This is a genomic window from Streptomyces sp. NBC_00287 (assembly GCF_036173105.1).
GTDB lineage: Bacteria > Actinomycetota > Actinomycetes > Streptomycetales > Streptomycetaceae > Streptomyces.
The window spans coordinates 3463108-3485939 of record NZ_CP108053.1 but is presented as its reverse complement, the minus strand read 5'-3'; the positions used below and the strand labels follow the sequence as shown (position 1 = coordinate 3485939).

At 67.6% G+C, this 22832-nt stretch carries 10 protein-coding genes and 1 tRNA gene; 10 read left to right on the top strand and 1 reads right to left on the bottom strand.

Annotated elements, in window-relative coordinates; translation table 11 throughout:
- Positions 1-350 precede the first annotated feature (350 nt).
- Genes dpdE through dpdD form a run of 8 tightly spaced genes read left to right on the top strand, consistent with a single transcriptional unit; the run spans position 351 to position 18268 of the window.
- The gene (dpdE, locus tag OHT76_RS15765) at positions 351-3755 is read left to right on the top strand and encodes a protein DpdE (RefSeq protein WP_328871461.1); all 3405 of its coding nucleotides are present in this window, start codon (positions 351-353) and stop codon (positions 3753-3755) included.
- A complete protein-coding gene (dpdF, locus tag OHT76_RS15760) occupies positions 3752-6358 on the top strand; it encodes a protein DpdF (RefSeq protein WP_328871460.1) in 2607 nt (868 codons plus the stop codon). Before dpdE ends, dpdF begins: the two co-directional genes overlap by 4 nt.
- Positions 6358-7293, top strand: a complete 936-nt coding sequence (gene dpdG, locus OHT76_RS15755; protein WP_328871459.1) for a protein DpdG — start codon at positions 6358-6360, stop codon at positions 7291-7293. The genes dpdF and dpdG overlap by 1 nt, the downstream gene beginning before the upstream one ends.
- Positions 7290-10358, top strand: a complete 3069-nt coding sequence (gene dpdH / locus OHT76_RS15750; protein WP_328871458.1) for a protein DpdH — start codon at positions 7290-7292, stop codon at positions 10356-10358. The genes dpdG and dpdH overlap by 4 nt, the downstream gene beginning before the upstream one ends.
- Positions 10355-11065 carry a hypothetical protein gene (locus OHT76_RS15745; protein ID WP_328871457.1) on the top strand — a complete coding sequence of 237 codons (711 nt, stop codon included), beginning with the start codon at positions 10355-10357 and terminating at the stop codon, positions 11063-11065. The genes dpdH and OHT76_RS15745 overlap by 4 nt, the downstream gene beginning before the upstream one ends.
- Positions 11062-15543 carry a protein DpdJ gene (dpdJ, locus tag OHT76_RS15740; protein ID WP_328871456.1) on the top strand — a complete coding sequence of 1494 codons (4482 nt, stop codon included), beginning with the start codon at positions 11062-11064 and terminating at the stop codon, positions 15541-15543. The genes OHT76_RS15745 and dpdJ overlap by 4 nt, the downstream gene beginning before the upstream one ends.
- The gene (gene dpdK / locus OHT76_RS15735; RefSeq protein ID WP_328871455.1) at positions 15540-16052 is read left to right on the top strand and encodes a phospholipase D-like domain-containing protein DpdK; all 513 of its coding nucleotides are present in this window, start codon (positions 15540-15542) and stop codon (positions 16050-16052) included. The genes dpdJ and dpdK overlap by 4 nt, the downstream gene beginning before the upstream one ends.
- Positions 16049-18268, top strand: coding sequence for a protein DpdD (dpdD, locus tag OHT76_RS15730; RefSeq protein ID WP_328871454.1), 2220 nt, complete (start codon positions 16049-16051; stop codon positions 18266-18268). The genes dpdK and dpdD overlap by 4 nt, the downstream gene beginning before the upstream one ends.
- Positions 18269-18829: 561 nt before the next feature.
- On the opposite strand, the gene OHT76_RS15725 is transcribed toward dpdD, so the two are convergent.
- A tRNA-Arg gene (locus OHT76_RS15725) sits at positions 18830-18902 on the bottom strand.
- Positions 18903-19221: 319 nt separating this feature from the next.
- Between OHT76_RS15725 and OHT76_RS15720 the strand changes: the two genes are divergently transcribed.
- Both OHT76_RS15720 and OHT76_RS15715 read left to right on the top strand, forming a co-directional pair.
- Complete coding sequence (locus OHT76_RS15720) at positions 19222-20829, top strand: dynamin family protein (RefSeq protein WP_328871453.1); 1608 nt, start codon at positions 19222-19224, stop codon at positions 20827-20829.
- Positions 20830-20832: 3 nt separating this feature from the next.
- A complete protein-coding gene (locus OHT76_RS15715; protein ID WP_328871452.1) occupies positions 20833-22731 on the top strand; it encodes a YfjP family GTPase in 1899 nt (632 codons plus the stop codon).
- Positions 22732-22832: the final 101 nt, after the last annotated feature.

Sequence of the window (22832 nt, the reverse complement as noted above, 5' to 3'; positions counted from 1 at the left end):
GGCACACTGCACCGCTGCGCAGGTCCGTGCACTGACGTGTGGGCCGGTCGGCTCCCCAGCCTGCCGACGCGGTGTTCTGCATCGTCAGTCGGCGCCGGGCAGCGGACAAGTGCACCACGTTGGCGCCCCGCTGCGCACGGACTCACAACTGCCTGCCGTTGCCTCCACCCAGCGCGTGCGTCAGGACCTGCGTATGCGCACTCCACAGCCGTCCCGGCAGCCCGGCAGAATGGCGCCGGGCCGCCTGCACCGTCCTAACCTGCCGACGGCGCCTGCCTGGGCTGCTCTTTCGGAGTGTGCCTGTGACGGATGATGCTGTCGTGTGTCCCCGGTGCGGCGCCAAAATGGTCATGCAATTCGCATCGCGGGGACCTAACGCAGGCAACTGCTTCTGGGGCTGTTCACGGTTCCCCCAATGCCGTGGATCACGGACCATCGACGGCGGCGCGGGCAAGGCGGCGCCGGCCCGGTCCCGCACAGCGAAGGCGAGCCGTCCGGCGCGCAGCAGCGACACCTCCCGCAGCCTGTCGCTGCGCCGGGGCGACCTGCTCGTATCCAGCGCCAATACGCTCGGGGCAGGCAAACTCGTAGGCAAGGACGGCGATGGCCTGATCCTCGAGTACTTCGACACCCCAGGACAGCCTCCGGACGAGCGCCGTCGTCACACCGTCCCCAGGAAGGGGCTCAAGCGGTTCACGCTGGCACCCGAGACGCGGGTGTTCTGGCCCACGGGTGCCGCATGGCGCTCCGGGCGCGTCATCGAGGCCACAGCCCATCGGGACATCCACGTGCGGGCGCGCAACTGGGAGGGATACATTGCCGAAGAGGACCTGTACGTCCGCTGGGACCAGCCGCTGACCGACCCCGTCGGCTTTGCTGGCGCCGGACTGCTGGAATCGCCTCTGCTGGCCGACATGCGGCGCCCCTTCCTGCAGAGCACTCTGACGCAGCGTTCGGCGGCCCATAGCATGCGCGGCGCCCTCTCGAGCGGTATCGAGTTGTACGAGCACCAGGTCGAGACCGTGTGGCGCGTGCTGCAGGACCCAGTGCAGCGCTACCTCCTTGCCGATGAGGTCGGTCTCGGCAAGACGATCGAGGCCGGCCTCATCGTGCGGGAACTCCTGCTGGACCAGCCCGACCTCACCGTGCAACTGATTCTCCCGCCGTTCCTCGTGGAGCAATGGCGCCGCGAACTGTCGGGCAAGTTCCGCATCGGTGACTTCCCGGCCGCCCGCATCATGTACTCCCGTGACGACGCACCCGACACGTGGGTACCGGCTGATCTCGTCGTGGTCGATGAGGCGCACCATCTGGCCCGCCTGGCGCACAGCGAGCAGCCCGAACTGTCCAGCCGCTACACGCGCCTTGCCGAGGTTGCCACCGCCAGCCCGCGCTTGTTGCTGCTGTCGGCGACGCCCGCGCTGCACAACGAATGTGCCTTCCTGGCCATGCTCAAACTGCTTGACCCGGCCGTGTACCGGGACACGACGGCCGAGGACCTGCGACGGCGCATGGAGGCGCGTTCCGCGCTGGGCCGGCTGTTCCTTGGACTGCAGCCCCACTTTCCTGGCGTGCTGCTGAACAAGCGCCTCACGGAGATCGGCGCCGCGTTCCCTGAAGACGCTGAAGTCGCCGCCTTGATCGGTGAGGTCAGGCAGGTAGTTGCAGGACCGGACCGGCATGCGCTAGCCGTTGCGATCGGCGCGCTGCGCACCTATGTGTCCGAGGTGTATCGGGTCCACCGCCGGATGCTGCGCACCCGTCGTACCGCTGCGCTGCACGAGTCGTACCGGGTCACTGGGCGTCTGCGCCCCCAGCAGGTTGTTCTTCCCTCGTCCGCTTTTGCCGGCCTTGCCTCCCTTTTGGACAACTGGCGCCAGGAGGCCCTTGCTGCTTGTGAGTTCGACGAGGAGGCCCGCCGCGAGGCAGCGTCGGCCTTCGCGACGGCCGTGGCATTGTCCTTGGACCCGGACGCCCTGTGCGCGTGGGCCCAATCCCGAGTGGCCGCCACGCCAGGCGAGCAGGACGCGCTCGACCGCATCGAGAGTGACCTGCGTTTCGTCAGCCGCCGCCGTGACATGGCACGCCCGCTGGCCGATGCACTGACCTACCTGTTCAAAGCACGTGAGCGGGTGGTCGTCTTCTGCCCGACCCCGCAGTTGGCAGGGGAGTTGGCCGGCGCGTTCAAGGAAGTGCTTCCTGGGGCTGTCTACCAGCACCTGGCGAGCGACTCGCCCGCAGCCTCCGAGCAGGCAGTGCGGGATTTCGAGCAGAGCCGGACGGCAGCCGTCCTCGTTGCCGACCACTCAGCGGAAGAAGGACGCAACCTCCAGTTCGCCGATCTCCTCATCCACGTGGGCCTGCCGCCCAGGGCAAACCGCCTCGAGCAGCGTATCGGCCGGTGCGACCGCTGGGACGCCCGTCGCGAAGGCGGCGCCTGGCGCTCTTACTGGGTGGCCGAGACGACCGACCCGCAGTCGTTTGCCGCAGCGTGGATGCAGATCCTCAGCGAAGGGTTCGCCGTCTTCGACACGTCGATAGCCAGCCTGCAGCATGCGGTGGACGCCGCCACAGACGCCGCCTGGGACCTGCTGTTCGAGCACGGTGCCGATGCCGCACCCGACGCCATCCGCATGGTCCGCACCATGCTCGAGGACGAGGTCAAGCGCGTACAGGAACAGGACGCCCTGGACAGCATCGAAGCACCCGCTGACGAGCGCTCGGTGTACGGACGGATAATGGCATCGGAGAGCCAGGCAGCCTCGTTCGCCGAGGTCACCGATGCACTGCTGTCCTCGCGGCGGGCGGCCGGGAACCTGCGGTTCGCCCCTGTAGGCGACCCCGCCCATGCAATCGGCAGCTACGAACCCGTCAGCCGGCTGGCATCTGGACACGTCCAGATGCCGCTGGTATCCGCAGCGCGACTGCAGCGCGACTTCGTGCCGCTCGCAGGACACCGCGGCACCTTCGTGCGCAAAGTGGCCGTCGAGCACGAAGACGTCCGCCTCTACCGCTACGGCGATCAGTTCATCGATGCCGTGTCCGACTTCCTGTGGAACGACGACCGGGGGAGAGCCTTCGGCATGTGGCGGTGGATCCCCACCTGGCCCTACGCAGAGCGCCTTGCCTACCGCTTCGACTACGCCATCGAAGCGCAGCCGCTGCAGGCCAGCCCGGAAAGCGACCTTCTCGACCAACTTGCTGCAGCCTGGACCAGCGACCTGGTGGACTTGCCGTCGCTGCGACGCCGCGCCGACGCGCTCTTTCCGCCGCTCATTGCGACCGTGTGGACCGACGCAGATGGCACACCCATCACCGACGGGCGCCACCTCGACGCCCTGCAGGCACGCTATGCCAAGCCGACGCCCGCAGAGCCCGGAGGCGACTACGCACTCAACTCAGAGCGCATCAAACACGCGTACGCATTCATCCCGGCCGACCAATGGGCGCCGCGCTGGCGAGCTGCTGAACACTGTGCCCAGCGCCTGGTCCACAGCGACGACGCCGTAGAGGCGACCCGCACCCGAGCCCTGGCCCTGGCCGAGACCGACATCGCCACCCGACTGCGGCAGTTGAGACTGCGTGCCGCGCGCTCGGAGGGAAACGAGCGCGCTGAACTGGAGGAAGAAGTGGAAACGGAAGCGCTGGCGGGCCAAACGCTCATGACAGCCCTCCAGACACCGTCGCTCCGCCTGGACAGCACCGGTGTAGTCGTGGTCTCGGGCCGCAGCCTGGAGCAGGACGGTTGCGCGTGACCGCTCAACTCGACATCGTCCAGCGCATCGTTCTGGGAAAGAAGGCATCGGCAGATCAGCTCACCGGCCCCCACCGGCGCTTCGCCGATGCCTGGTGCTCCAGCCTTGCCGGGCCCGCCCTCAGTGGCGACATTGCCGCTCTCCTGGCTCAGATGCTTCGCCATCAGGCGGGCGTGACGGGCCAGCGCCACCACGAACTGGAGATCAACCTCCACGAACGCGGAATCGAACTGCAGGCGCTCGATCGAGCGCACCTGCGTGTCGAACGGTTCGGCGCCACACGGCACACCGTGCGACTCGGCGATGCCTGGACGCCTGACTGGCTCCATGGCGACCCCCGCTGGATCGATCTCGCCTGCGCAAGCCCCGGGCCGTTCGTAGGCACCGACAACACGACGGTGGAGACCAGCGCTCGCCCGAACAGCCCGGTGCCAGTCGATCCAGCCCTGCACGCGATCGCTCCCGACATCGGCCACTACCGCTCACGCAGCCAAGCCAGCGCAGTTCGCACCGCCTGCTTGGCCGATCCGGCCTCCACCCTGCATGTCGTCCTGCCCACCGGCACGGGCAAATCTCTCGTCGGCCTGGCCCCTGGGCTGCTTGGTGCACGCGGAACCACCGTCGCGGTGCTGCCCACCGTCGCCTTGGCGCTCGACCAGGAACGCCACCTGCGCAAGCGATTCCCGACGTCCGTGCTCCCTCGCGAATTGGCCTATCACAGTGACCGCGTCAGCGAGGAACGCGCAGCCATCAAGGAACGCCTGTGCGAGGGAACTCAGCGGATCCTTCTCACCTCGCCCGAAGCCCTCGTACGAGGATTCACCGCGACGCTACGCACCCTTGCGGCATCCGGCCAACTCACCAGCCTGGTCATCGACGAGGCGCACCTGGTGCGCCTGTGGGGCTTGAGCTTTCGTCCAGAGTTCCAGATCGTCGCCTCACTCGTAGGCGAACTGCGAGAACTCGCCACCGGTGCCGGGCACCCCCCGCCACGCGTCACACTCTTGTCCGCAACGCTGTCGGCAACCAGCCTCCGACTCAACGACCGACTCTTCGCTGGCAGCGCCGAGTCACTGTTCGTCGGATCGACCTTCCTGCGCTCCGAACTGCGCTACCTCCTGGGCACCACCACCTCCCCCGACGTCCGGATGGACCGTCTCACCGAGGCGATGCACCACCTTCCGCGGCCGGCGATCATCTACACCACCAAGAAGGAGCCCGCCAGGATCATCGCTGAGCGCCTGAGGGCTGCCGGGTTTGCACGCACCGCCGTCTTCCACGGAGGCCTCGGTTCTGCCGAGCGTCTTGGCATCATGCGCGGATGGTCTGGCGACGATGGGCCGACCACGACCGACATCGTGGTCGGCACCAGCGCTTTTGGCCTGGGAGTCGACCAGAGCGACGTCCGTACCGTGGTGCATGCGTGCGTGCCTGCCTCGGTCGACCGCTTCTACCAGGAAGTCGGCCGCGCGGGACGCGACGGCCACGCGGCGCTGTCGGTCTGGCTTCCCGCCGTGCCTGACAGGGCCGAAGGCCAGCAAGTCGAAAACGCGACCGTGATCGGGGACGTAAAGGCGTGGAACCGATGGCAAGCCATGCGGGATCAGGACCCGCACCCGAAGGAGGCGGGCAGCGGTCTGGTCCTGGACACCACGGTGGTACCCGAGCACGGCGAAGAGCCCTCGGACGCCAACCAACTGTGGAACCGCAACACGCTCGTCCTCATGGAACGCGCCAACCTCATCATCATCGAGAGGCTGGACCCCCCGGTGGTCGAACGCATACCCGGCGAGCCCGAGCAGGCGTGGCAAGCACGGTTCAACAAGGAATGGGCTGCCTTCGTAAGCCACGTTCCGGTACGTCTCAGACCGCACGTGGCCAACCTGGACCAGGAGACCCTCGAGGCTGCCCTGCAGCGGACCCGCACGGAGATCAAAAACGCCGAAGCCGCCTCAACGGCGCGCATCACCCGCCTGCTGGCAAGAAGAGAATGCTGGGGACGCGTACTGAGCGAGGAGTACACCTACACGGGCATAGGCACGATGAGGGCCAGCCAGAACGTGGCGCCTGCGTGCTCCGGATGCCCGGCAGAGGGGCACGTGCACCAGCGCACCTTGCACACCGCGCGTCCGCTCGTCGGAGAAGCGCTCATGCCCGATCTCGGCAGAAGCCCCAGCGCAGCCCTGGCGAACCTGGCCGCCGGCCACCGCAGCATTGTGGTCACCTACCCCAGCGGACGTCTCAGAAATGCCCTGAGCAACCTCATCCAGTCATGCGTCACCAACGGCGTACGCGGCATCGTCGTCCCCGCCGCGCTGCTTGGGCTCCCGGCCATCCGTACGGCCTCGCGGTTCGCCGACGAGGGCCTGGTCGTCGTGGACCCCCTGCGCACCGGCGAGGTACCTGCGCGCCTCTCGGTGCCGAGTCTGATCCTGATGGACCACGGGCAGACGCCGCCCCTCTCATGGCTCGCCCCCACCAGCGGACCGCTGCGTGTCGTGGTTGTCCCGGAAGACATGCCCGACCCGGCCTACCCAGATGCCCTCGTCAAGAGCATCCGCAGCCCTCACTGGGCCATTGATGACTTCCTCAGGAGACTCTGATGGCTGTTCTGAACCCACCGCGAAGCCTTCCGGCGCTTGGCCGCTCCATCATCAACTTCCTCACCGGATCCCGAACCGGATCTCGACGGGCCTGGACCGAGGAAGAGTTGATCGAGGCGTTCAGACCGCCAGGCCTGAACGAGGCCATCTCCTCCGCTGAAGGTGTCGCGGACACCCTGTACACCTTCCGGGCGATCGGGATGCTCTGCAGCGACACGGCCGGTGTGATCACCGTGAGCGACACCGTCGCTGCCAGGGGAGGCACCCTGTCGCCGGTAGCGTTCCGCCGGGCACTTCAAAAGCATGCCCTCGATCTAGACCGTGACGGTGACCCGTGGCAGACCGGCCCGGGAGAGAGCCTCACCGGCGGGGCGCGTGATCTGCTGAGAGCGATGTCGTGGTTCCTTGCGCAGGATGCGCTCGGGCGTCCCCTATCGTGGACCAGCGGCGTTCAGGCCCTCCAGCACGCGCAGTTCCCGGACCCGGACAATGACACCTGGGCCATTACCAACGACACCCGCTGGGGTCCCGTCGCCCGATGGGGACAGGCACTTGGCCTCGCGGCGCCCTCGCTCGTACAGGCCAGATCGGGATTTGTGCCCCTCCCCGTCGTGGCGATCAACGACGTCTTGGACGAGCTGCCTGCCGGACAGGTGCCCATCGGCGAATTCCTGGGCCAGTTGGCGGCCAAACTGCCTGTGCTGCACGGCGGTCTCGTCCGCGCCTCCCTCGTGGCGTACCTTCCCGACGGAGACCCCGACCCGGGCATCGCACAAGACTGCGCCGACAGTTCGGTAGGCCAGGCACTGCGCATCCTGCAGGACCGCGGCCGGCTCGTCTTCCACACCCTGCCGGACGCCGACGGCATCCGGCTGTCGCGATTCGACAGCCAACGCCAAACGCACGTCACCCTGGTTCAAGGAGGAAAGCGATGACCTGGCGGGGCACTCTTCCTGCTGCATGCTGGGAGGCCCGTGAGGCCCCGGCCATCATTCCGGTCGAGGCAGAGAGCACCTCTAACGGGGTCTTCCTCGCCACGCACACTTCGATCCCGATCCTCCTGCGCCATCAGGTGGACAGCGCCATCGGCGGCACCATCGTCGACGAACACAACCTGCGGCGCGCCGTCGAGGAACTGCCGGCGGACCAGCCCATCATCCCCATCCTCGGGAAGTCGGGCACAGGCAAGTCGCATCTGATCCGCTGGCTTCGCATTAACCTGAAGCCCAACGACGCGACCCGGCTGATCTTTGTCCCAAAACACCGCATGTCGCTGCGCGGGATCCTTGAACTCATCCTGGAACACGCCACCAGCGAACGCGCCACGGAGTTGCGTGCCAAGGTCGCCGCTGCTTCGGATGCTGCCGCGGATGAAACCACAGCGCAGCTCCGCCTGCGCAACGAGTTGGCTGTCCTGGTCGAGACCCGCGGAGCAGACAAAGACGGCACACCCGAGGAGAATGATCTCCGCGCCTTCCTTGCCTCCGCGGAGGGCCTGCCCGCACTGCTGGGCGACCCCGTCTTCCGCAGGCGATTGCTCGCCGACAACGGTCCCATCGCGCGTCTGGTCCGGGAAAAGCTCTCCGGCAAGGGTTCGGAGGACAAGGAGGACGCGTTCGGTTTCACCGCGGCAGATCTGGACCTTGCGGTCGACGATGTCAGCAAGGCCGGCGCCGACGCCGCCAGTGTTGCCAGCGCACTCGCCAGCGATGCTCCCCTGCGGGACCTGGCAGCGAAGATGCTCAACGAGCAACTCGGGCCGGCGGTCAGTGAGGTCTTCGGGATCGGGGGAGACGACCTCAAGCAACTCCTCGTCGAACTACGCCTCGACCTGCACAGGCAGGGGCTGGAACTCCTCCTCCTGATCGAGGACTTCTCGATCTTCCAGGGCATCCAGGGCGGCCTCATTGACGCAATAACCCTGCTGCCCACCGAGACGCTCGCCCTGTGCCCGATGCGTGTTGTCATGGCCGTCACCACTGGTTACTTCGTCAACCAGATGCCGGAGACGGTGTACACGCGGACCTACAAGGTCTTCGATCTCGAACTTCCCGCGGACAAGACGGCCCCGTTCGACCCCGCACGGTTCGCTGCCCGGTACCTCAACGCGGTACGCGTCGGCTCCCAGGAGATCGACAAGCATCGCACGCACGAACGCCCGGAGCTCAACCACTGTCTGCAATGCCCCGTCCGAGACAAGTGCCACCAGGCGTTCGGGGAGGTTGAAGGCGTCGGCCTGTTCCCATTCAGTAGGACAGCACTCGACCGGGCCATTCGCAGCCAGTCCAAAGGCGATGCCTTCGTCGCCCGCGACGTGCTGACCCGCGTCCTACGCCCCGTCCTCCACCGCGACCAGACCGAACTCGACGAAGGCCGCTTTCCCAGCACCGGATTCGAGAACGACTTCCACACCGGTGCGTTGGACATCCTCGATAACGTCGAGGACCAGGTCCGGCTGCGCACGCCAGGTGACCCCGAACTCTCCGAGCGCCGCGTGCGGATGGTGCGTTTCTGGGGGCCAGGCCACGGGCCGCAGAACCTTCACCCGACGATCCACGAAGCATTCGCCATCCCGCCCCTGCCTGACCTCATCACCGAGCAGCAGACCCTCCCGCATCAGCCGCCAGTGCAAGAACCCGTCCGGCCCTTGAACGGTACGCAGACCCCCATCGTGGTGGCCCCCCCGACGCCGCCTCCGCCTACGTCGGCACCCGCGCGTCCGTCCCCGGCGGCTTCGAAGCCGACTCTGGTCCAGGCGGTCGACGAATGGCACAAGACCGGCCAGCTTGTGCAGAGCCACCGCAACGATCTCCGGAAGATCGTGCATACCGCCGTCATCGGCTGTCTGGGACTCGAAGACGGATACGGAGGAGACAGCGGAGACTGGACCAAGGCAAGGGCGGAATTCACGCCGAGCTTCGATGCCAAAACCTCGATCGCACTGGACGGCAGTGCCCTGCAGACCGCGCTGATCTCGATCGACCACCGCAACGTGGAGGACGTCCGCGTTCTCCGTGCCCTCGCCTGGGTAAACACAAAAGGGTCCTGGGAGGACGTGCCGCAAGGAGACGCGCTGCAGAGCCTGTGCGTAATCAGGATCCAGGAATGGGCGGACAACGTGTCCGCTTTCCTCCTTCCGTCGGAAGGCGACGACGCCGAACTGGGTCGGCTCGCGCACGCTCTTCTGTCCGTCAGTAAGGCCCTGGGGATCGCCGACTCGTACAAGAGCGACACACTCAGCCGGGTCAAGGCGCTCTTTGCCAGCCCGCCGAAGCTGGCCGATCCCGTGCGGCCCCACATGCGACAACTGCAGGACCGCTTCGTCGACCCGAATGCGGATCGAAACGTCCTTCAGCAGCGACTGCTCCGCTTGACGTCCTACCGCCAGGGCACCGGCAAGCCGCTGGCCATTGACCTGCCCCGCCTTGTGCACGCAATGCGCGACGACGCGGCTGAGGTGCCCTGGCCCGAGCACGTCCCCGAGCAGATCAGAAAAGCGGCGGACGACATCCAGAAGCGAACCACCACGCTGGATCCGATCCTCGACGAAACCCGACGGCTGGCACCCGACGTGAGCGATCTCGGCGGTGACGTCGCCCACGTGGCCCATGCCCTCAACACCCTGCTCTCCGACCTAGCGGCGCTTGGCCAGTCAGCCAACTCGATCAACCTGCCCGCCCTCCACGACGCGGCGAAGGCGGTGAAACCCAGTGATCTGAAGAAGGTGACAGACCTGACTGAGGGCCTCGACGCCTGGCCCACCCTCACCGCCGATCAGCGCCTGCGCCTGATGACCCAGGACGAAAGGCCAGCCCTGCGCATCCGAGCTTGGCTCGACCCTGCGCTGGAAGCCGTGAACGCACTGGAGCAAAAGCTCCAGGCCGGACCCGCCTCGGAAGCTCAGCGCGAGTACGACGAGACCCTCCAGCGGCTCGTGGCCGGGCTGGAGACCTTGAGCCGTGAGGTCATGGACGTGGCCGGATCCGAGGGGGGCGTATGACGCTCATCGAACAAGTTCAGCGTCTGCGTGTGGCAGCGGTCGCTGCCCACGACGAGGACAAGATCAACCGCCGCACCGGCGAGTTGGCCGGACAGGCCGAGAACGTCGAGACGCTCATCGAGACGATCCAGCGCCTCAGCCGAGGCGTGGCCGAACTGCGCGCCGCCCATGCGGCTTTCGACGCAGACCTCGGTCCGCAGGCCGCCCAACTGGCCGCAGACCTGCACGTGCTCGCCGAAACGCTCCCCAGCCAGGACGCCGATACCCCACCGCAAGCACTGAAGGCGCAGATCAAGGCGGCCGATGGCTTCGTCAAGGGCCTTCGCGGGAGCGTTGAGCAGGCATGGACTGCTGAATGCAACCGCGAAGTACCGGTGATCAATGAGGATCTCGTCGCTACGCTGAACAAGAGCGGGATCGACGTGGAAGAGATCCGCATCAAGATCGAGAAGGCGCATGGCGTGCTCAACGTCCTGAAAAACCGCGCCGTCCCCGAGTTGGGCGACGTCGCAAGGCTGGCCGCGGCGCTGGAGAGCCTCCACGCATGCGGCCAGCAGATCTCCGAACTCGTTGACCCGGTCCTCGCCCGAGTGATCACGGGCGCTCAGGAAGCCACCGGGACGCCCCTGAACTCCTTCACCCCCGAGGTCCTTGCCGGGCTGTCGAGGCTGGGAATCCTGGACCGCTTCTGGGTGAGGCTGCGATGACTTCTGAGACCGAGAGTGAAATCCTCGACGTCCTCGAAGCACACGAGGACCCCCTGCTGTCCTGGGGCGTTGTCGACGGCGGATTCACCGACGACGAACTGCACACCCACGTCGATGACGTTCTCATCAAGCGCGCCGAACTGGGCACCGCACAGGAGGCAATCGAGGCCCTCGAGGACAAGGGTCTGATCATCCGCGATGATGCGGTCTCGCCGTCGCGGTGGCGTACCCGCAACGGCGAGACGCTGCGTCTGCTGGCCCGTCTGCGCCAAATCTTCCCCTCCAACGACCCCACGGCCTGGCGTCAAGGTGCCGCTCTCGTCTCGGACTTCCGCTACGCCCGGCGCGCCCGCGCCTACCCGCGGCGCGATCAGCCCAGACACGCCGTCATCGACGGCACCGATGTGCTCCACGACCTCTACCGCCAGGTCATCGATGCCATGACGCGGCGGGGCCCCCAACACGCCGACCTCAGCGGCTTCCAGGTCCGTGCCAGCCGCCAGATCTTCACGGCCCTGAAGTCCAACATCACCACCGCCACCGTCGTGGGTGCCGGCACCGGAAGCGGCAAGACCCTCGCCTTCTACCTGCCGGCCTTCGCCTTCCTGACGGGACTCCAAGACGAGTCGGCATGGACGCGTGCGCTCGCCGTCTACCCGCGCAACGAACTCCTCAAGGACCAACTCAACACCGCTTTCGCGCACGCCCGGCGGCTCGACGACCTGTGGAAGAAGACCAACGGCCGGCCCATGACCATCGGGGTGCTCAACAAGGACACCCCGACCAGCATGAAGAGCCTGACGGCCTCCTATTCCGCATGGACGAAACGGGCCGAAGGCTTTCAGTGCCCTCACTTCACCTGTCCCGGTGACGGATACACCGTCTGCGGGGGCGCACTGTTCTGGTCCGAGCAGGACGCCAGGGCCAGAGCGGAACGCCTGACCTGCGGCACCTGCTCGCGCGTGTTCGACGACTCCATGCTGGTCCTGACCCGGCATCGGATGAGCCAGCGGCCTCCGGACGTGCTGTTCACCACCACCGAGATGCTCAACCGCGGTCTGTCCGACCTATCGCTGGGGAAACTGCTCGGTGTCGGCGCGGCCAAGAAACCGCGCCTGATGCTGCTTGACGAGATCCACACCTACAGCGGCACCACCGGCGCCCAGGCAGCCCTCGTCCTGCGGCGCTGGCACCACTCTCTGCGCAGTCCGGTCACCTTCGCCGGCCTGTCCGCGACGCTGTCGAACGCCGTTCGCCACATGGCCGATCTGACGGGCGTTGACGATGAACTCGTCACCAACATCGAACCGGGCGCAGACGAGATGGAGTACGAGGGGGCCGAATACATGGTCGCAGTGCGCAGCGACCCGACCAGCGGCGCCTCCGTGCTGTCCACGACGATCCAGACAGCAATGCTCCTCCCGCGCGTCCTCGACCACCCGGCACAGCGCACATCCCAAGGACTTCTGGGCACCAAGGCGTTCGTCTTCACCGACGACCTCGACGTCACCAACCGGCTCTTCTTCTACCTCCTCGACGCGGAAGGCCAGCGCTACCGCGCCCCACGTACCCAGCAGTTCAAAGACCCCCTGGCATCCCTGCGACGTCCCGGGCAAGGCAACCTCACCGACCAGCGGCGCGCAGGCCAGGTCTGGGACCTGCCAGTGAAACTGGGCCACGCCCTCGACCGCCCAGGCCTCAACGTGAGCCGGACTACCTCACAAGACGCAGGAGTCGACACCGCGTCCCAACTCGTCGTCGCCACCGCCTCGCTCGAGGTCGGCTTCGACGATCCAGACGTCGGTGCCGTGCTGCAGCACAAGGCGCCCCGCGGCGTCGCCGCATTCCTGCAGCGCAAGGGCCGAGCCGGCCGAAGCCGCCGCATGCGCCCTTACACCGTCGTTGTGCTCTCCGACTACGGACGCGACCGTGCCACCTACGAGGCCTGGGACGCGCTGTTCGATCCCGTCCTGCCCGAACTGGTTCTTCCCATCCGCAACCGCGCGGTCCTGCGCATTCAAGCCACTCTGGCAATGCTTGACTGGCTGGCAGATCAACTGCAGCCCGTTCACCGGTACGCAAAGCTGTGGCGTGACTTGAAGGGTCTCGCCGATCCGGACTACCCGGACAACCGCAAGGTCCAGCAGACAGCCGTCACCATCCTGCGTGACCTGCTGCGCGACCCCGGCCGCCAGCGCAGCCTCCGTCTGTGGATCGAAGGCGCACTCCAGGTGCCCGAGGAGTTGGCCGCCGAGATCCTGTGGCACCCCCCTCGCCCGCTCATCCTGGCGGCCGTGCCCACACTGGCCCGACGACTGGACAACGAGTGGGCCATCGCCGAGGACCACACGTACGCCACGGGCAAGGACACAATGGGCAAAAATCCGCTGCCCGACTTCTTTCCCGAGAACCTCTTTAGCGAACTCGCACTTCCCGAAGCGTACGTGGTCATCCCCGCCCAGCAGTCGTGGGAAAAGGAACCTGAGTTGCAGGCGATGGGCCTGGCCCAGATGCTGCGCGAATACGCGCCCGGACGAGTGTCACGGCGCTTTGCCACCCGCAACCTCGAGCACCGGCACTGGATCCCCATTCCCTACGGGCAGCGCGAGACCGTCATGGACCTCGCCCCTGTCCTTCAGGCGCACCATCGGGAGGAGGCCGCCACCGTCGAAGTCGGCGGAGTCCCCACCCCCATCCCCATCGTCCGTCCCGACAGGGTGGAACTCCAACTCGCACCGCCAGAACTCAAGGATGCATCCAACGCGGCCCTGGTCTGGCGATCCCAGTTCTTGGAGAGGGGCCTCGGCCTGGTCGCCCGCCTTCCCCTGTCGGACCCCATTGGCGGCCTCATCGATGAAGCGCGCTTCTTCCTGCACGCTCAAAACGCCCACGTCGAGGTCCGCCGTCTTGCCGTCCAGAGCGAGGCCAGCCTGGTCTTCGCCCGCGGCGGCGAAGCCCGAGTCAAAGCACAGTTCTCGCTCGATGACGAGCGGATCGGTCTCGGAGCCACCTACGACGTGGACGGCCTACGCCTGACGATCACGGTGCCAGAGGTGATTGCTCCACCCGGCGACATCGACCCAGCCCTGCGCAGCGCCTGGTTCCAGCACGTTCTGACGAACGACCCCGATCTACTGGAACAGATGAACAAGTTCCAGTTGGAATGGCTGCACCAGACCATCGAATGCATGCTGCTGATGTCCGCCGTGACCGACAGCACGCCGCTTCCCCACGCCTACCAAACGGTGCGGGAAACCTTCGCCGACCGGTTGACGGACACCCTGAGGGCAATGTTCCGCAGCTCGGACGTCGAGGAGAGCGAATCCGCCGCACTCGGCCGAGTGGGTGAGCGACTGCGCCAACTCCTCGCCGACAAGGACATCGTCGCCCGCCTGGACCACCTGACGGACCAGGTCTGGAACCCTGATCCCGCACAGTTCCAAGCCTGGCTGCGCCAGCGTGTCCTCGCCACGCTGGGACAGGCAGCCCTGTGGGCCGCCCGGGAGATCTGTCCCGAGCACGACCCCGAAGGCATCATCGTCGACATAGAGCCCGGCTACGGCCCCGACGGCACATGGCGCCGCGGCCAGGTCTGGCTCACCGAAGCCTCGATCGGCGGCGGCGGCTTCATCGAAGCGCTGGCGACGCGCGTGCGCCCCGACCCGCGGCGGTTCCTACGGCTGATCATGAGAGCCGTCCAGCCCTCCACCAGCGAACTGGTCGACGCGCACATGCGGCGGATCGTGCGCTACACCAACGAGCGCAGCGACTGGCTCGACCTCGTTGCTGAATACCGAGGTTCGGCGACACAGGCAGACCGGGTGAAAAACCTTGATCGAATACGGGCGCAGTTGCGCGCCTCAGGCATCCATGGCGCGGAACAATCCGTCGTCTCGAGCCTGGCCAACCGCCTGCTCCGGCCCGGATCGACCGCACAGACGGACCAGGCACTACGCACCCTCATCGACGAGTGGGAGATCCAAGAGCAACGTCTGGGCCTTGAAATCTCGCCGCGTACCTGGGCCTATCTGATGCGTCAGAGGCACGACTTGGACGCCGGACTAAACCTGTCCGCGAACTCCTCGGACCGCCAACGTATCGACGCTATCCAGAGCGCCCTCTGGCCACGCGGATGGGCCATACGCTCCGGAGCACTGCAGTCGTGGAACCCCTACTTCGACAATTTGCCGGCCGCACCCGATCTGCTCCGGGGGCTGTTCACGTCAACAGCCGACCTCATCAGCGTGACAGATCCCGACGCGGTCGCCCTAGTGCGCACACGCCTGGCCCAACAGGGATCCGCCCAACTCATCGCACCCCCCGAGGACGTACCCGTCCTGGCAGGCATGCTGGTGGATCTGTCGATCCGCGCCATCGAAACGGACTTCCTCCAGGTATTCCCACGAGTCGTCGAGATCGATCACCGCTCCGAGGGCAGCGTCGTGGCCACCCTCGAACTTGCCGAGGTGTCCGCATGAGAAGGATCATCACCGCCGGGGCCGGCGAGACTCGACAACTCACCGATCTGGTGCAGAACCTATTGGTGTCCGAGCTGCTGGCGCCGTCAAGTCGCTTGTGGGTACTGTCCCCGTGGATCTCCGACATTGTCGTCATCGACAATGCATCCGGACAGTTCAAGAGCGTGCTCCCCGCCTTGCCGGCCCGACCCATCCGGCTGACGGAAGTACTCACCGAACTCGCCCGCCGTGGCTCGGACGTCCGAGTGATCATGCGCGACGAGCCGCGCAACGCCATCACAGGACAACGCCTCACCGACCTCGCCCCGGTGGGGCCACGGCCGACCTTGCTTATCCGGAACACACTGCACGACAAGGGCATGGTGAGCGACCGATTCCACGTTCACGGCTCGATGAACTTCACCTTCTTCGGCCAGAGAGTGAACCAGGAAGGCGTCACCGTCGTATCCGACCCCGACCAGATCGCCCGCGCTTGGGTCGAATACCAGAACAGGTACCAATTGCCATGAGCGTCGACTTCAAGGAATTCTTCGGTCCAGGCAACGACATCACGCCCACACGGGTAGAACCGAACCTGCAACTCATCCTCGAGAACTTTATGGCAGGCATCCAGCAGCGCCAGATCGGATTCTTGCCACGAAGTTCTCACGGCCGCCTGTGGTGGTACGGCTTCGCACCCACCCCGCGCCAGCAGCGCGAGACACTCGCCATCCTCGACAGTTGGATCGGCCCCACCTTCAGCGACCTGCCTCGCCACCGTGGTGCCCTCAACCCGGCTGATCCGTTCGACGCCGCACTGGCAAAGGCACCTGTCAAGCCACTGCGCTTTGAGGTGATGCCCCGCCCGACAGCGGATTCGGAGGATTGGAAACACGCGCGAGGCCAGGTACGCGACGCCCTGCTGGTTCTCAGTAAACTCCTCAACGGCCGGCCGCCCTCGGAGTTCGACGCCCCCCGAACCACCGTCGAGGTCCTCGACGACCTCGGACACGCCATCGCTGCCCGCGACCGTACTGTCGCCTTGGCCTGCCTGCGCGAACTCGAGGCGACCGCCGATCTCGACCAGCCGAACCTGGCCTTCCTGCGACTGCGACTGTTCGCTGGACTCGAGGATTGGAAGGCCGTTCTCGGGGACCGGGATCTCGACCACGTCCTCGCCATGCGTCGCCCCCTGAGTGTCACTCAAGTGATCCAGCAGGCGGTCTACGCCAGATGGTTCGCCCGGCACGACACAGCAGGCAAAGAGGAAGAACTGCTCGGAGCCGTTGCCGCGGTCCCTGCGGCATTCCGGCCGCTGTTCTCGGGCACACCGACAACGAGTCGGGCGCAGGCTGTCGTGGAGTTCCTCATCGCGGTCGACGGCGACGCGGGAGACGACACACTCAACAGGCTCCTCGACGAAGCCGGCACGATCGAACCCGGCCTCCCCGCCCATCTGCGCAATGTGCTGCACCTGCACCGGGAACGAACTCCTCAGCCCACCGCCCCGTCGGAGCCACCCGCCCCCCTGGACCAGCCCGGTGCCCCGGGCGAATCGCCCCTCGAGCGCGCGACCGGGATGATGGCCCGGGGCGAACTTCAGGCAGCCATCGAACTGGTGCTGACGCTCGAACCGAGCCTGCACGCGGCATACCTGCTCCTGACCTGTGCACGCGACCTGCAGTCACCACAGCAAGCAGCGCTGGCACTTGAGTACATCTCCACGCATCACCTCCGTGGCTTGATCGACGGAGCGAGTGCACGCCTGCGCGATGATCTTGCCTGGCTGGAGCAGTTCACCCAGGACGGACCCCGCCTGGACTGGCGCACCTGGCTGGACGCTCTGGACGGGGACCATGGCAGCACAGCGCTGGCTGCCGACCCCGAAATCACTGACGCCTGGACGCCACTGAGTAGCAGTGCACTGACCGCATGGTTTCACGATGCCTCCGACGAGGTACTCGGCAAACTCGGTGAGATCGGAGGCCAGTTCATGGCGGCGCACCGCTCCATCTTCACTGAAGATGGAGCGGCCGAACTCAGCGAACGTGTCCTTGCCGGTCTCGCGCTCAGTGGCAAGAACTCGGCCGGCGTTCGGGTGCAGACCCAAGCCCTACTGGACTATCTGCTGTCTGCCAACCCCACATCCGCGGTGTTCGCATCGGCGCTCGAGTGGACTGATCTCATCGTCTCCGCGAACGTCTCCGCTGTGACCACGACGTGGGCGATCGACGTACTGCAGACGGCGACAGCCACATCGGCAGCGGCAACCAGCCCCGCAACTGTTGACTTCTTCTACAAGATCACTAATGCGGTGAGGCCGTTTAAGACGGCACTGGACCCAACCGACATTGAGGCCATCAAGCTCATAGCCGGCGAACTGGGATGCGGTGTCCCAGAAGACTTGCTCACCGAGCAGGTACAGGACGCCGACCCCGGAGCGCCGTACCGCCACCTGCAGGACTCAAAGGTGGTGCTGTACTCCCTGACCGAGTCGGCCACCACCCGGGCTGCACAGGTACTGCGCAGCTTGGTGCCCAAGATCGACATCGAGACGAGTGCCGAGCACGACGGCAGCAGCAAACTTGCCGCACAGGCAGCCAACGCTGACGTCTTCGTCGTGGTGACAGCATCGGCGAAGCATGCCGCCACCGACTTCATTACTGCCAAGCGGGGAACGCGACCAGTTGTGCTCGTCAACTCTCGGGGCTCGTCTGCTATCTTGCGCGAACTCGCGGAAGGTTGAGCCAGGTTTCGAGGTAGCGTCGCCAGTCGTTCAATATTGCGTGCGAGTTGGCGCACAGTGCTGACTCGGCACCGGGCCGGTGCAGCACCCCGGTCGGGTGCCGGTGGGCAGGGCAGCGGGTAGCTCGAAGCGCTCGGCGTCGGCCAATGCGGGACGTGCTACCGAATGGGGTCGCGGGCGATCGAGTCATCCTCGATCGCGGTCACCAGTGCACGCATCGCCGAACGCGAGATCAGCAACGGCTGACGACTGATGTCCTGGAGTCATGTACCTGTGGTCGCAGAACGGCATGATGGTCAACGGCCGCCGTGCCGGGAAGCTTGCCGGGTAGCGGAAGCCCGAGAAGCCTGCCCAAGCGGTAACGGACAGTGAAGTTTCCGCGATTCGCGATATACACCCCGGGCGCGAACCTGCGGCTGCGCGATGAGACGACCAACACCTGGTGGGGCGGGGTGTCGCCCGCGGACACCCGCACGTGTAGACAGGTCTCGCGATAGGGCGCGACTTTGCGGCGAGGGCCGGAAAATACGCCCTGACCTGCGATAACTCAGGGCAGTGCGGCGCCCCCGGCAGGACTCGAACCTGCGGCCAAGCGCTTAGAAGGCGCCTGCTCTATCCACTGAGCTACGGGGGCCGGTGTGGTGGCCTCTGTCGTGGTGCCCGGGTGCGGGCTGATCCGTGACGTTGCCGGGACAAGGATAGGGCTCCCGCGTCCTTGTCTCTGTTGCTTCGCCTCCGTGGCTCGATGTGGAGGTTCGGTGAAGCGGTCCTGATAATCGCAGGCAGGTACGAATCGTGCACCGCTTTTGGCGTCTGGCGCACCGGGTGTTGTGCACTCGTTATGCCTGGACTGTGCTGGTGTCCCAGTCGCCCCTTCCGTCCCTTGTGTTCCGTCGGCGCGCAGACATGCTCATATGCTTCAGAATTCCCCTAAAATTGGGCATTCTTCGCATGTGGTGACCTTGGACGTACGGCCTCAGCTGATCGACGCACTCTCCGCTCTGCGCGACCGTGTCGCAGCCGCACGCTTTCCGCTGCCCCTGGCGGGGGCGCCACGCGCGCGTGCCAACCGCGACGAACTGCTCGCCCAGCTCGACGACTACTTGGTGCCCCGGTTGAGAGAGCCTGAAGCGCCTTTGCTGGCCGTCGTGGGAGGTTCCACCGGGGCCGGAAAGTCGACGCTGGTCAACTCCCTGGTGGGCAACCGGGTCAGCGAGGCGGGGGTGTTGCGGCCCACCACTCGGACCCCGGTACTGGTGTGCCATCCGGAGGATCATCACTGGTTCAGCGGGATGCGCGTCCTGCCCGACCTCACACGCGTATGGGTGCCCCAGCAGGACCCCGGCGACGAGCTCCTGCTGCCCGGCGAGGACCCCGCGCGCGTGCTGCGCGTCGAGACCGCCGAAACGCTCCCGCGCGGCCTCGCCCTCCTCGACGCGCCCGACATCGACTCCCTGGTCGCCGACAACCGCGTCCTCGCCGCCGAGCTCATCTGCGCGGCCGACATCTGGGTCATGGTCACCACGGCCGCCCGCTACGCCGACGCCGTCCCCTGGCACCTGCTGCGCACCGCCAAGGAGTACGACGTCACCCTCGTCACCGTCCTCGACCGGGTCCCCCACCAGGTCGTCTCCGAGGTCTCCCGGCAGTACGGCGCCCTGCTCACCAAGGCCGGCCTCGGCCACGTGCCCCGCTTCACCGTCCCCGAGCTGCCCGAGTCGGCCTGGGGCGGCGGCCTGCTTCCCGCCAGCGCCGTGGCGCCGCTGCGCACCTGGCTCGTCCACCAGGCCCAGGACCCGGCCGCCCGCCAGCACGTCATGGCCCGCACGGCCTACGGCGTCCTCGACTCCCTCAAAGCCCGGATGCCCGAGCTGGCCAGCGCCGCCGCCGCCCAGTACGCCGCCGCGCTCCGCCTCACCTCCGCCGTCGACTCGGCGTACGACAGCGAGCACGCGCGCGTACGGGGCCGTCTGCAGTCCGGCGCCGTCCTCGCCGGCGACGCCCTCAAACGCTGGCGCGCCTTCCCCCTCGACTGCACGGCCGGTGAGCTCCTGGACGCCCTCGTGGAGAGCCTCGCCGCCCTGCTGCTCTGTGCCGTCACGGCCGCCGACGAGCGCGTCGACGAGGCCTGGCGCCGCGAACCGGCGGCCGCCGCCCCCAGCCTCCGGGACCGCGACGGTCATCCGGAGACCGCCGAGCACCGCATCGGTCTGGCGGTACGGCGGTGGCGGCGCGAGCTGGAGGAGTACGCCGAGGACGGGGTGCGCGTCCTCGACCGGAGTGCGGCGCCCGACCCCGACGTGGTCGCCGCCCTCGTCGCCACCGCGCTTCTGGGCGGCCGTAGAGCCCGTTCCGCGGGTGAGGGGCTCGCCGAGCGCATCGGGGCCCACGGCGCGCTGCGGCTGCGCGACCGGGGCGGGCGGCTGCTCGCCGACCATCTCGACCGGGTCATGCACACCGAACGCGAGCGCCGGCTCGCCCCCCTCGACGCCCTCGACGTCCACCCGGAGCCACAGGCCGAACTCATCGCCGCGCTGTCCGTACTGCAGAAGGAGAGGTGACCGGTGACCGCCGTCACTGACCAGGACCACGACCATGGACACACGGAACCCGCCGAGGACGGCGCCGCCGAGAGCGTTCCCGAGGAGGCCGAGGCGTCCGGCGCCAGTTCCGACGAGGAGGAGGCCGTAGAACCTGAGGAGGCCGAAGAGGCCGAGGACGAGCACGCGCGCGTGGACGACGCCACCTCTGGTGCGGACTCCGGGGCCCCCTGGGGCGACGGGCTGATCGCGCGTCGGGTGACCGAGACCGCCGGGGAGCAGCAGCCCGCACCCGTCGTGGAGAGCCGGGCCTCCGCCCCGCAGACGGCGACCACCCTGGCGTACGACGGCGCCCTGCGGTCGCGGCTCGACGCGCTGCGGGAGCTGGTGGGGCTGTCCCGGACCCGGCTCGACAGCCGGACCCTCGCCGAGGCCGGACGGGTGCTAGACGAGGCCGCCGCGCGGCGCAGACTCTCCGGTCAGCACACCGTGGTCGCCATCGCGGGCGCCACCGGCAGCGGCAAGTCGCAGCTGTTCAACGCGCTGGCCGGGGTGACGATCTCGGAGACGGGCGTGCGCCGCCCGACCACCGCCGCGCCCATCGCGTGCAGTTGGAGCGACGGCGCGGCCAGCCTCATCGACCGGCTCGGCATCCCGCCCCGGCTGCGCCGCCGCCCCGCCCAGCACACGGACGCCGAGGGACAGCTGCGCGGCCTCGTCCTGGTCGACCTGCCCGACCACGACTCGGCGGCCGTGGCGCACCGCGAGCAGGTGGACCGGGTGCTGGACCTCGTCGACGCCGTCATCTGGGTCGTGGACCCCGAGAAGTACGCCGACGCCGTCCTGCACGAGCGCTATCTGCGGCCCATGGCGGGCCACGCCGAGGTCATGTTCGTCGTCCTCAACCAGATCGACCGGCTCCCCGGGGAGGCGACCGAACAGGTCCTCGACGATCTGCGGCGGCTGCTGGACGAGGACGGCATCGCGCTCGGCGAGTACGGCGAACCGGGGGCGACCGTGCTCGCGCTGTCCGCGCTCACCGGGGACGGCGTCGGTGAACTGCGCGAGGCGCTCGGCCAGTTCGTTTCGGAGCGCGGGGCCGCCGCGCGCCGGATCTCCGCCGACATCGACGCCGCCGCGTGGGGGCTGCGGCCTGTCTACGCCACCTCCCGGCGGACCGGGCTGAGCGAGGAGGCCCGGGACGAGTTCGCCGCCCGGCTCGCGGACGCGGTGGGCGCCACCGCGGCGGGCGAGGCCGCCGAGCGCGCCTGGCTGCGCAACGCCAATCGCGCGTGCGGGACGCCCTGGCTACGGCTGTGGCGCTGGTACCAGGACCGGCGTGAACCTCCCACGGGACGGCTCCCGTTGCGCGCCCAGGCGGACGAGGAGGCCACCGCGCGCCAGCGTGTGGAGCAGGCGGTGCGTACGGTCGCCGAGCGGGCGTCCGGCGGGCTCCCGGCGCCGTGGGCGCAGGCAGTGCGCGAGGCGGCCGTACGCGGCTCGCAGGGGCTGCCCGAGGCGCTGGACGACCTGGCCGCCCGCGCGGGGCTGCCGCCGGGGCGGCCGCCGCGGCCGGGGTGGTGGCCCGCGGCGGTGCTGGTGCAGGCGTCGATGACGCTGTTGCAGGTGGTGGGTGGTTTGTGGCTCGTGGGGCAGATCGTGGGCGTCATGGCGCCGAACCTGGGCGTGCCGGTGCTGCTGATGGTGGCCGGGATCGTCGGCGGGCCGCTCGTGGAGTGGAGCTGCCGGATGGCGGCTCGGGGGCCTGCGCGGCGGTACGGCATGGAGGCGGAGCGGCGGTTGCGGGAGGCGGCTGCCGGATGCGGGCGGGCGCGGGTGCTGGATCCGGTGGCGGCGGAGTTGCTGCGGTATCGGGAGGTTCGGGAGCAGTACGGGAGGGTCACGGGGGTGGGCGTGGGGTGATGCGGGTGGGGTGGAACGCCTCGTTCGAGTGGCGAGGTTTTCCACAGGCGCCGGGGTGATCCACAGGGCGCTGCGGGCTCGGCCCGGCGGAGGCAGTCTGG

Coding starts and splice junctions, on each gene's coding strand:
- dpdE (WP_328871461.1), top strand. CDS start 351: ATGCAATTCGCATCGCGGGGACCTAACGCAGGCAACTGCTTCTGGGGC.
- dpdG (WP_328871459.1), top strand. CDS start 6,358: ATGGCTGTTCTGAACCCACCGCGAAGCCTTCCGGCGCTTGGCCGCTCC.
- dpdH (WP_328871458.1), top strand. CDS start 7,290: ATGACCTGGCGGGGCACTCTTCCTGCTGCATGCTGGGAGGCCCGTGAG.
- OHT76_RS15745 (WP_328871457.1), top strand. CDS start 10,355: ATGACGCTCATCGAACAAGTTCAGCGTCTGCGTGTGGCAGCGGTCGCT.
- dpdJ (WP_328871456.1), top strand. CDS start 11,062: ATGACTTCTGAGACCGAGAGTGAAATCCTCGACGTCCTCGAAGCACAC.
- dpdK (WP_328871455.1), top strand. CDS start 15,540: ATGAGAAGGATCATCACCGCCGGGGCCGGCGAGACTCGACAACTCACC.
- dpdD (WP_328871454.1), top strand. CDS start 16,049: ATGAGCGTCGACTTCAAGGAATTCTTCGGTCCAGGCAACGACATCACG.